General features: G+C 73.5%; 7 protein-coding genes. 5 read left to right on the forward strand and 2 right to left on the reverse strand.

The window, feature by feature from the left end; translation table 11 throughout:
• Nucleotides 1-114 precede the first annotated feature (114 nt).
• Entirely contained in the window at nt 115-1,737 is a 1,623-nt protein-coding gene (locus B1729_RS18595; protein ID WP_163634260.1) for an MFS transporter, read from the reverse strand.
• 74 nt (nt 1,738-1,811) lie between these two features.
• Here B1729_RS18595 and B1729_RS18600 point away from each other — a divergent pair, with 74 nt between their 5' ends.
• Complete coding sequence (locus B1729_RS18600; RefSeq protein ID WP_163634261.1) at nt 1,812-2,501, forward strand: DNA-3-methyladenine glycosylase; 690 nt, start codon at nt 1,812-1,814, stop codon at nt 2,499-2,501.
• 14 nt (nt 2,502-2,515) lie between these two features.
• Here the strand turns inward: B1729_RS18600 and B1729_RS18605 are convergent, their stop codons facing one another.
• On the reverse strand, nt 2,516-7,789 hold the full coding sequence (locus B1729_RS18605) for a hypothetical protein (protein ID WP_163634263.1): 5,274 nt from the start codon (nt 7,787-7,789) through the stop codon (nt 2,516-2,518).
• A gap of 373 nt (nt 7,790-8,162) precedes the next feature.
• On the opposite strand from B1729_RS18605, the gene rpmB reads away from it, so the two are divergent.
• The 4 genes from rpmB (at nt 8,163) to B1729_RS18625 (ending at nt 10,274) form a co-directional block, all read left to right on the forward strand.
• Nucleotides 8,163-8,399, forward strand: coding sequence for a 50S ribosomal protein L28 (gene rpmB / locus B1729_RS18610; protein WP_055832508.1), 237 nt, complete (start codon nt 8,163-8,165; stop codon nt 8,397-8,399).
• Complete coding sequence (gene rpmG, locus B1729_RS18615; protein ID WP_005051772.1) at nt 8,399-8,569, forward strand: 50S ribosomal protein L33; 171 nt, start codon at nt 8,399-8,401, stop codon at nt 8,567-8,569. Before rpmB ends, rpmG begins: the two co-directional genes overlap by 1 nt.
• A 3-nt stretch (nt 8,570-8,572) precedes the next feature.
• A complete protein-coding gene (rpsN, locus tag B1729_RS18620) occupies nt 8,573-8,878 on the forward strand; it encodes a 30S ribosomal protein S14 (RefSeq protein WP_163615787.1) in 306 nt (101 codons plus the stop codon).
• A gap of 262 nt (nt 8,879-9,140) precedes the next feature.
• A complete protein-coding gene (locus B1729_RS18625) occupies nt 9,141-10,274 on the forward strand; it encodes an alpha/beta hydrolase (RefSeq protein WP_163634266.1) in 1,134 nt (377 codons plus the stop codon).
• The last annotated feature ends 56 nt before the right edge of the window (nt 10,275-10,330 follow it).

Here is a 10,330-nt window from a genome sequence, read left to right on the forward strand (position 1 = left end):
ACATTCAGCGCAAGTGAACCGATTCAGCGGGCGCGGTGGCAGGGCGAACGCCGATCGGCAGGGGGTCCGGGACGCGTTGCGTGCGAGCGTCAGGCCGCGGGCCCCCGAGGATCGTCACGGGCCGGATGCCCCGTCCTTGCGCGCGGCCGGCACGGGGATCTTCGACGGCAGCCCGGTCGACAGTAGGAGCCCGAGCAGCGTCAGCGCGAAGACGAAGAACAGCGACTGGCGGAGCGACTCGACCTGCGTGTCGGCGTAGAGCCGGGCGACCTCCGACGCGGCGTCGGGGTCGGCACCGGCATCCGTCAAGAGATCCTCGGCCTGCTGCTCGGAGATGATGGGGGCGCCCTTCGACGCGCTCGCCACGACCTGTTCCCGCACGTCGTCGGGAAGCGTCGTGCTCTGCTGCACCGCGGCGGTGAAGCCCGAGGTCAGCAGCAGGATGAAGACGGATCCGACGATCGCCGTGCCGAACGACGAGCCGAGGTTCTGGAACGTGCCCTGCAGGCCGCCGACCTCGGACGTGTCGGACTGCTCCACCGCCGACATGTTGACGTTGCCGAGCTGCGAGGCGAGCAGCCCGAAGCCGGCGCCCACCACGAACATGCCGGTCGCGAAGAGCCAGTCGGCGAGCTCGGGCCGCACGGCGACGAACACCAGGAGAAGGCCGACGCCGAGCGTGAGCTGGCCGATGCGGCCGAGGTTGCGGGCCGAACGCACGGCCGCCAGCCGCGAGCCGACCACGGAGAAGAGGATGAGCCCGATCGACAGCGGCAGGATCTTCAGGCCCGTCTGCAGGGCGTCGAAGCCGAGGATCGTCTGCAGGTACACCGGGATGACGAAGAAGAGAGCGGCGATCGCGAAGTACTGCGCCATGAACATCGTGAGGCCGCTGCGAAGAGCCGGGATGCGGAGCAGGCTGACCTTGAGCAGGGGCACCCGCCCGGTGCGCTCGAGCTGCTGCTGACGCTTCACGAACAGCCAGAGCACGACGACCGACAGCAGGATCATGTACGCGACCGGCGAGATGCCGAGTGGGGCGAACGGCTCGCCGTTGATCACTGGGGGGTTCAGGGGCTCGAACCAGCCCCACGTCTTGCTCTGCAGGATGCCGTACACGAGGAGCGCGAGACCCAGGGCCGACAGCACGACGCTCAGCAGGTCGATGCGCAGCGTGCGGTCGCCCGGCACGTCCTTGATGCGCCCCGACACGATCAGCACGAGCGTCATCACGATCGCCTCGGCGACGAAGACGTAGCGCCACGACGAGTACGTGGTCACGAGTCCGCCGATGAGGGGTCCTGCCGCCGCGGCGCCGCCGGTGACGGCGCCGAGCACCGCGAACGCGACGACCCGCGCGCGGCCCTCGTAGTTGATCGCGGCGAGGGCGGCGATCGCTGGGATCACGAGCACTGCGCCGAGACCCTCGACGAGCGACCACCCGATCATCAGGACGGTGAGGTTGGGGCTCAGCGCGGTCGTCAACGAGCCGATGCCGTAGATGACGGAGCCGATCCGGAACGCGAGGCTGCGCCCCCAGCGGTCGCCGAGCTTGCCGCCGGTGAGCATGAACGCCGCCATCGTGAGCGCGTAGAAGGTGATGGCCGCCTGCATGCCCGAGATGTCGGTGCCGAGGTCGGCGGCGACGGTCGAGATCGAGACGTTCATCACCGTGCTGTCGAGCACCATGATGAACTGCGAGACGCTCAACAGGATGAGTGCGAACCAGTTCCCCATGCGCGAACAGTATCGCTCGCAGCAACTGCCGCGAGACCGTCGGCGCGCCGACGCGCGGACGTAGACTCGGCGGCATGGTGCGGGAGCTCTGGAAAGCGGCGACCCGCGCGGACCTGCAGCGCCTTCCCGCCGACGTCGCGCCGCGCCTCCTCGGTGCCCGGCTCACGACCGTGGTCGAGGGTGAGACCGTGGTGTTGCGGCTCACCGAGGTCGAGGCGTACCACGGCCGCGGCACCGGCACGGTGCCCGATCCCGGCTCGCACGCGCGCATGGGGCCGACGCCGCGCAACGCCACGATGTGGGGCGAACCGGGTCACCTGTACGTCTACCTCAGCCACGGCATCCACTCCTGCGTCAACGTCGTGTGCGGACCGGACGGCGTCGCCGGCGGTGTGCTGCTGCGGGCGGGTGAGGTGCTGGAGGGGGCGGATGCCGCGGCCCGCCGTCGGCCGGCGGCTCGCACGCCGCGCGACCTGGCGCGCGGACCCGGCCGGTTGGGCGATGCCGTGGGACTGCGGCATCCCGTGCACGATGGCATCGACGCCATCACGGGAACCGCCCTTCACGGCGCTGTCGCCCGACTGGAGCTGCTCGCCGAGCCGCTGGCCGAGGTGGCGTCGGGCCCGCGCGTGGGCGTGGCGGGGGTCGCGGGCACCGCGGTGTTCCCGTGGCGCTACTGGATCCCGGGTGACCCGACGGTGTCGCCCTTCCGGTGGGGGCGCGGCGCGCGCGAGGCCGGCCCGGGCGTGATCAGCCCGTCGTGATCAGCCCGTCGTGATCAACGCAGCGACGTGACGGCCGTGATGGCGGCGCGCAGCTGCTGCACCCGTCGCTCGTAGCGCGCCGCGATGAAGATCAGCACGGCGCCTCCGATGCCGAGCCACAGCCACCACGGCACGGCGACGTACGACGTCGAGATCAACGGCCAGAGCTGCGCGATCCCGTGCACGAGCACCACGGCCGAGCCGAGCACGAGAGGCGCCTGCAGCGCGAAGACCGCGCCGACCACCACCAGGCCCACGGCGACGACGCCGAGCGCCACGATGCGCCACAGCTCCGCCTCGCCGAAGAAGTCGTACAGCAGCGAGGGCAGCAGGAGCAGGGCGAGCCATGGGCCGAGTGCGGGCCAGGTGCGGGACTCCGGCCGGCGCCGCAGCGTGCGAGCACCGTAGGCGATTCCGCCGAGCGCCGCGGGCACCGTCACGAGCTCCACCGGGTCGACACCGAAGGCGAAGAACGCCAGGGTGCCGAAGACGGCGGCGGTCAGGGCCGCGACGACGGCGGGCGCCGCTCCGAGCCGGCCGCGCCACACGGCGCCGACGTACGCCGCCGCGGTCAGGATCGTCATGGTGGTCGCGGTCCGCAGTTCATCGAGGCCGGTGCCGGTGCCGGCGGCGAGGAGGGCGGTCTCGGCCGCTCCGACGAGCACCACCGCCAGGGCGAGCCCGATGCCGACGGTGAGGTCGACGCGTCGCAACTTCGTGGCGCGCATCGCCGCAGTGGCGACCGCCACCGCAATCGCGGCCGCCGCGACCACCCACAGATCGGCTTCGAATCCCGGGTCGCCCGCGACGGCGAGGAAGCGCACCCCGCATCCGATGGCCACGACGACGAGCCCGCCGACGGCGAGCACCGCGCCGAGGGCCGCCCACCGCCGGAGCCCCAGGGCGGCCGCGCCCGCGACGGCGGCCGCGCCGGCGATCGCGACGGTCACTGCGACGACCCCTGCGTCGTCTCCGGCGCGCAGCAGCGTCGTCGTGGCGAGCAGGGCGACCCCCGCGGCCGCCAGCCAGGCCGCCACCCGCGCCTCCGCGAAGGTGACCGCGGTGGCGGTGAGACTCATCGCCACCGCGACGGCGCCGACGGCCGCCGTGGCGGCTGCCGCGTCGCCGAATGCGAACCAGGGGTCGAAGAGCACGCGCACGCCCATCGCCAGCGCCGCCGCGGCGAGGATCAGCGCCGACGGCACCCGCACGCGCCACGCGTCCGGGATCGGCGTCAGCGAGATCGCGACCGCGGCGATCAGCCCGATGCCGATGAGCAGCCAGACCCGGGCGGGCTCCGCCGGAGCGAGGAGGCTCGGCACGGTGGCGAGCGCCAGCGCCGCCGACCACACGTACTGCTCGCCCGCCGGCCACGTCGTCCCGGCACGGCGGCGACGACGCACCGCCAGGACGGCTCCGAGCCCGCACGCGGCGGCGATCGGCAGAGTCGCGAACTCGACCTCCCGGGTCCCTCCGGCCAGCACCGACACGCCTGCGACGGCGATGGCGCCGGCCAGCGCCGTCCATCTGGTCGCCCGGGCGAACGGTGCCCGCCCGATGGCGGCCGAGGCGAGGTGCGCCGCGAGGAGCACGGCGAGGGCGCCGGCGACGACGGCGCCATGGCCGACGAAGCCCAGCACCACGAGGGCCCCCGCACCGAGCGCGGCCGGCGGCGCCGCGGAGGCGTAGCCGCGCGACGACAGCCGCTCCGGCCGTGCCCCGGCGAAGCCCACGCCCGAGGCGTACCCGACGGCGACGGGAAGCGCGAGCCAGGCCGTCTGCCACGGCCAGGCGTCCGTCGACCAATCGACCGCGCGATCGACGGCGGCGAGGGTGAGGGCGAGCAGGGCGACCGTCGACCCGACGACCGACGGGGGACGGATGCCGCGCACCGGAGGCAGCGCGAGCAGCACGCACACCAGGGCGGCGACGAGAGCGACGACGGTGCCGAAGAGCGGCTCTTCCGCCGCGGCCGCCACCCCGAAGACGCTCGCGGCCCCCCATGCCGTGAGGGCCGGCCAGACGAGGCCGACGGTCAGCGCGGCGCCGAGGGCGATGCTCGCCTCGGCGCGACGGCGGAGCCGAACGAGTACAGCGGCGAACCCCGCCAGCACGACCGTCACGGGAACGGCGTAGGCCTCGAGTGCGAAGTCGGCGTCCGGCGTGCCGGCACCGAGCAGCGCCCACCACGCCGCGCACGCGGCGACGGCCGCCGGCCAGGCGAGCAGGCGGCGCGGGGCCGTCATGACGGGCAGGCCGGCGCGCCGTGTGGCGAAGCGGTCGTCGGCCGCATCGACGGCGGGCGGCGCGGCCCAGCCGCGGGTGACGGATGCCGCGCCGCACGCGAGCGCGACCAGTGCGAGCAGTGCCCACACGAGGTCGGGGGCGATGCCCCAGACGATGCACAGCCCGGTCAGCAGCGCGCCGAGATCGGCGGCGGTGCGCGCGCGGAGCGGGGCGAGCGGCCGGGCGGCGGGCGTGCCCTGGACGGCGATGCCCAGGTCCGTGGTGCCCAGGGCCGTGGTGCCCAGGTCGGTGGTGCCCTGGTCGGTGGTGCCGGGCGGAGCCGTTGCCGGACGCGAGGCGTCGGGGGCGGCGGGCATGCCTTCTTTCGCGCGCGCCGAGGTGACCGCGATCGCGGCGGTCGCGAGGGTGACGAGGACCGGCCCTGCGGCGAGGACCAGCGTCGCCCACCCGTTGTCGCTCGCGCCGGCCATGTCGAGCGCCGAATGGCCGAGCGCCGCGATCGCCGGGGCGGCGAGCAGTGCGGCGGCGGGTACGGCGTGCCCGCGCAGCCGCGTGCGACCCATCGCGATCAGCGCGAGGAGCGCGAGGAGCGCGACCCCTCGCACCAGCCCGGCGAAGGGCTCGCCGATCACGGCGACGGTCGCCGCGGTGGCGGCATCCGTGGCCACGTCGTCGGCCGCCGCGACCAGCGTCCAGACCAGCGTCAGCGTCGTCAGCGCATAGCCCGAGACGGCGAGGCCGATGCGGCTGGCCGTGTCGATGCGCAGGAAGGCCGCGGCCACGAGCGTCGCCAGTGCGACCCACTGCAGCAGGGCGAGGCTGACGGCAGGCCCCGAGCCGGTGAGCCCGGTCGCGGCGCCGAGTGCGGCCGGGGCGATGATCGCCGCCACCACCGCGACCGCCACCGGCGCCAGCGCGAGCACGACGGCGAGCGGCCCGACGGCGCGCCGCACCGTGCGCAGCAGCACCGGGTAGACGGCCGCCGCCGCGACTCCGATGAGCCAGAGCCACGGGGTCGCGGTGCCGGCGGCGAAGGCGATGACCACGGCGATCGCGCCCGACATGCTCGCACCCTCGAGCGACGCGGCCCGAGGGAGTTGCCCGAGAGGTACCCGGGCGCCGGTCTGCGCGTCATCGGCCGAAGCGGCCGGCTCGGCACCGACGCCGGGCGCGGCACGGCGGATCTCCCGCGCGACGTGCGTCGACGCGCGGGCGGCGCCGACGAGAGCGGCCACCGCGATGAGGAGCGCGGTGCCGACGAGCACGGCGGGGATGGCGGTGCGTGCCGCGGCCGCCAGGAGCAGCAGGGTGACGACCACGGCGCGCAGATCGCTCAGCAGAGGCCGGCGCAGCGTGGGGGCAGCGGACAGCAGCCCGGCCATCGCGACGGCCGCCGCCACCCCGATCAGGGGCGCCTCGGGAGCCGAGGGCGGCAGGGTGAAGGCATCCGTGTGCCAGCTGCTCCACCCCGATGCGAGCGCCGACTCCGCCTGCAGCACCCAGAGGATGAGGGTGCCCGCGATCGACAGGCCCCCGATCCCCGCGGCGGTGAGAGTGGCGGGCACGAGCGCGCTCGAGGCGCGAAGCGTGCGTGCGAGATCCAGCCCGACGGCGACCGCGACCGCCAGCACCGGGCCGACGAACACCGTGAACACGGGCTCATCCAGGCGCAGCGCGAGAAACCAGCCCGCGAGGCCGACGACCGCGGCAGCGACGCTCGAGGCCACGCCGGCGATGACGCCGGCGCCGGGAAGGGGCTCGACGCCGGGGCGGGGCTGCGCGGCCCATGCGTGCGCCGCGCCCAGCACCGCCACGAGCGCGGCGCACCACACCACCACGGGTGCTGCGTCGCCCGTCGCGACCGCGGCGGTCACGGCGGCGCCGATCAGCGAGCCGACTCCCGCCAGCGCGAGGACGAGGCGCTCCGGCACACCCGCCGCTCCGCCCCTCGCCGCCGACCACGGCGCCGGCAGCGCGTGCGCGAGGCCTCCGGCGGCAGCGCCCAGGAAGCCCGCGGTCACGGCCTCGGCGGTCGGCAGATCGATCAGGCCTCCGACGAGGAAGGCGGCACCCGCCGGCAGTGCGAGCGAGGCGGCCAGGTCGGGACCCCGCAGCCCCGAGATCCGCGACCACAGTCGGCACAGCACGGCGACGACGAGCGCCGAGATCCCCGCGTACACCGCGGGGTCCGTGGAGCCCGCGCCGAACAGGTCGTTCGCCCGCACCGCCCACGCGTCCAGCGCGAGCAGCCCCACGCCGAGCACGCCGATCGCCTCGGCTGTCGCGTCGAGGTCGCGCCGTCGCAGCCACGACGCCAGCACCACGGTCGCCAGGGTGATGCCGCCGATGATGAGCGCCCGCGCCTCGATCCCCGCGACGAACCACGCCAGCAGCAGGAAGAACACCGCGGCGATGCCGACGAGCGAGACGCCGACGATCAGCAGCAGCACCGGCACCGTGAGGCGGCGGCGGGGTGCGGCGGACGTCACAGCGGAGGGTGTGACCGGGTCTGCTCCGCTCGGCACCGTCGCCGGCGTGGACTCCGGCGCGGCGGGTCCGTGCGCCGGGATGCGGGGGCGTGCGACCACGTCGGCGTCGCCGTCGGCGTCGGCCACCGTCGCCGCCGCGACGAACGTGGACGCAGTGACGGGCTGATCGACCGTCGCCGGAGCGACGATGCCGGGGGTCACGTGGGAGCCGACGGCCACGCCGGCCACCTCGGCTGCCGTGGTCGCTGAGGTGACGGTGAGCGGCAAGGGCGCGGCATCCGTCACCACCGCCTCACCCGTCGCGATCGGCGCGTTCGCAGTGGACGAGAGACGGATGTCGTCGATCAGGCGCTGCCGCGCCAGCTCGACCGACAGGATCTCGCGGCCGAGCTCGAGCACGCGCACCGCACGCGGGTCGGTCAGCTCGAATCCGCACGAGCCGCAGGCGCGCGCCGAGATGACGGCGAAGCACGACGGGCAGCGATGCGCGTCGGCGAGGTCGAACGGGGACGCCGGCCACAGCCGGGCCTCCTCGTGCGAATCGATGTCCATCGCCTCTCCCCCCGATTTGACGAACATGTTCCACCGGGACCGCCGGCCGCCGCGAGAAGTTGTAGACAACCGCAATGGTCGGCACCTGGCGGACGGCCGCCGTTGGCCGTCCTGTCAGGAAGGATTCCCGCGCCGGAATATGGGGGGAGCATCGCGCCGGCGGTGTCCGTTGGACACATTGTGGGCCGTTCCGTCCCGCGTCAAGGCCGACACGCCGTCCGTGCTAGACTGACTCTTCGTCTGCGCGCACTCCAGCACGCAGTTCGCATCCCACTTTCAGATCGAGGCCTTCATCGGCCGGATCGAACGCGGGATGCAGACAAGGGATCTTGGGTGGGGCCGTCCGGCTCCACGGTACTAAGGAGACATCACTATGGCAGCAGTGTGCCAGGTGACTGGAGCAGTTCCCGGCTTCGGTCACAACATCTCGCACTCGCACCGCCGGACGAAGCGCCGCTTCGACCCGAACGTGCAGAAGAAGACCTACTTCGTTCCGTCGCTGGGTCGCAACATCAAGCTCAACGTGTCGGCCAAGGGCATCAAGGTCATCGACGCCCGCGGCATCGAGTCGGTCGTCCGTGACCTCCAGGCGAAGGGTGTGAAGCTCTGATGGCCAAGAAGGCACAGGACGTCCGTCCGATCATCAAGCTGCGTTCGACCGCCGGCACGGGTTACACCTACGTCACGCGCAAGAACCGCCGCAACAACCCCGACCGCATCGTGCTGAAGAAGTACGACCCGGTCATCCGCAAGCACGTCGAATTCCGAGAGGAGCGTTGATCCATGGCTAAGAAGAGCAAGATCGCGCGCAACGAGCAGCGCAAGGCGGTCGTCGACCGCTACGCCGCCAAGCGCGCCGAGCTGAAGAAGGCGCTCGTCTCGCCGACGTCGACCGACGAGGAGCGCGAAGCCGCTCGCGTGGGTCTGCAGAAGCTGCCCCGCAACGCCTCGCCGGTGCGCGTGCGTTCGCGCGACGTCATCGACGGCCGCCCCCGCGGTGTCCTCACGAAGTTCGGCATCTCGCGTGTCCGCTTCCGTGACATGGCGCACCGTGGCGAGCTGCCCGGCGTGACCAAGTCCAGCTGGTAAGCACCCGCTTGCAGAAGGCCCGCAGTTCCTCGGAGCTGCGGGCCTTCTCGCATCTCGGGGGCGGCCGGGCGCGCCGCTGCGCACCGATCCAGAGGATTCGCGCCGAGAACGAGGACGTCGCTCCCGGTCTCGCCGCGAATCCCCTGGCTCGAGCCCAAGACGCGTGATGCGGGACGGCTGGAGGCACCATTCGGCCGGCGTCAAGCCCGGGCGGCATTGGCGACGCCGTCTTAAGCTCTGATCATCGACACGGGGAGGGCCGATGGATCTCGATCCGTTCTTCGAAGAGCGACTGCGGGTGCATCGCAAGCACCTCTTCGATAAGGCGCTGGGCTCGGTGCGCTCGCGGCTGAGCGCGCTGTGGCCGTTCGCCCGCGGGCCGGCGGCGATGACGGGCATGGGCGGCGGCGGTCCGGCGCCGACTACTGCCCAGAAGTCGGCGGATGTCGCGCCCCCGGCATCCGCAGCGACGATGCCGCCGCTGGGACCGCGCGCTCGCGCACGTGCCCGGCACCGCAAGGCGGCGCTCGCATGGGACCGCCGCGAACTGCACCAGGTGGGCACGGCCGGGACGCGGATCCGCACCACGGAACACGTCGTCGAGGTGCCGGGGCACCCGGAGGTGCGGGTGCGGGTGTACCACCCGGATCCCGCCGATGCTCCGCCGCAGGGGATCCCGGGCGTCCTCTCGCTGTTCGGTGGGGCCTTCCGCATCGGAGGCATCGGCTATCCGACGACGGATGCCGCGAATCGCCGTCGCGCGCACGACGCCGGCGTCGTGGTGGCCGCGGTCGATTACGCGCTCGCTCCCGAGCATCAGTACCCGGTGGCCGTCGAGCAGGCGTACGCAGCCCTCGAGTGGCTCTTCGCCTCGGCGGACGAGCTCGGCGTCGACCGCCGGCGCATCGCGATCGCCGGAGTCTCGGCCGGGGCGAACCTCGCCGCGGCGGTCACGCTGGTGAACCGAGACCGCGCCGGTCTTCCGCTGCGGCTGCAGCTGCTCGAGGTGCCGGTGGTCGACCTGACGGGGCGCCACCTCGACCTGCGGGCGACCCGGCGGCTCGGCATCCCCCGGTTCATCGCGATGCGCGAGCTGCGTTCGGTCGCCAACACGTATCTGCGCCGGCCGGCCGACGCGTACGAGCCGTTCGCCTCGCCCCTCCTCGCCGCGTCCCACGAGGGGCTGCCGCCGGCGGTGATCCTCACCGCGGAGTACGACCCGCTGCGCGGCGACGGCGATGCCTACGGGGCGGCGCTGCGGAGGGCGGGGGTCGATGCCAGCGTCGTGCGCTACCAGGGCGTGACGCACGACACACCCCTCTTCGCCGGCGCCCTTCCCGCCGCGAGGCGCTGGCATGGCGACGTCGTCGCCGCCCTGCGCGGCCTGAACGCCTGACGCCGGTGCTCGTTCCTCGCACGCTCAACGACCGAGAGAGGTTCCGGTCGTTGAGC

The organism is Microbacterium sp. B35-04 (assembly GCF_010634885.1).
Classification (GTDB): Bacteria; Actinomycetota; Actinomycetes; order Actinomycetales; family Microbacteriaceae; genus Microbacterium.

Bases quoted from the DNA above. Each gene is read 5' to 3' on its own strand.
- B1729_RS18595 (WP_163634260.1), bottom strand. From the start codon at position 1,737: ATGGGGAACTGGTTCGCACTCATCCTGTTGAGCGTCTCGCAGTTCATC.
- B1729_RS18605 (WP_163634263.1), bottom strand. From the start codon at position 7,789: ATGGACATCGATTCGCACGAGGAGGCCCGGCTGTGGCCGGCGTCCCCG.
- B1729_RS18600 (WP_163634261.1), top strand. From the start codon at position 1,812: ATGGTGCGGGAGCTCTGGAAAGCGGCGACCCGCGCGGACCTGCAGCGC.
- rpmG (WP_005051772.1), top strand. From the start codon at position 8,399: ATGGCCAAGAAGGCACAGGACGTCCGTCCGATCATCAAGCTGCGTTCG.
- B1729_RS18625 (WP_163634266.1), top strand. From the start codon at position 9,141: ATGGATCTCGATCCGTTCTTCGAAGAGCGACTGCGGGTGCATCGCAAG.
- rpsN (WP_163615787.1), top strand. From the start codon at position 8,573: ATGGCTAAGAAGAGCAAGATCGCGCGCAACGAGCAGCGCAAGGCGGTC.
- rpmB (WP_055832508.1), top strand. From the start codon at position 8,163: ATGGCAGCAGTGTGCCAGGTGACTGGAGCAGTTCCCGGCTTCGGTCAC.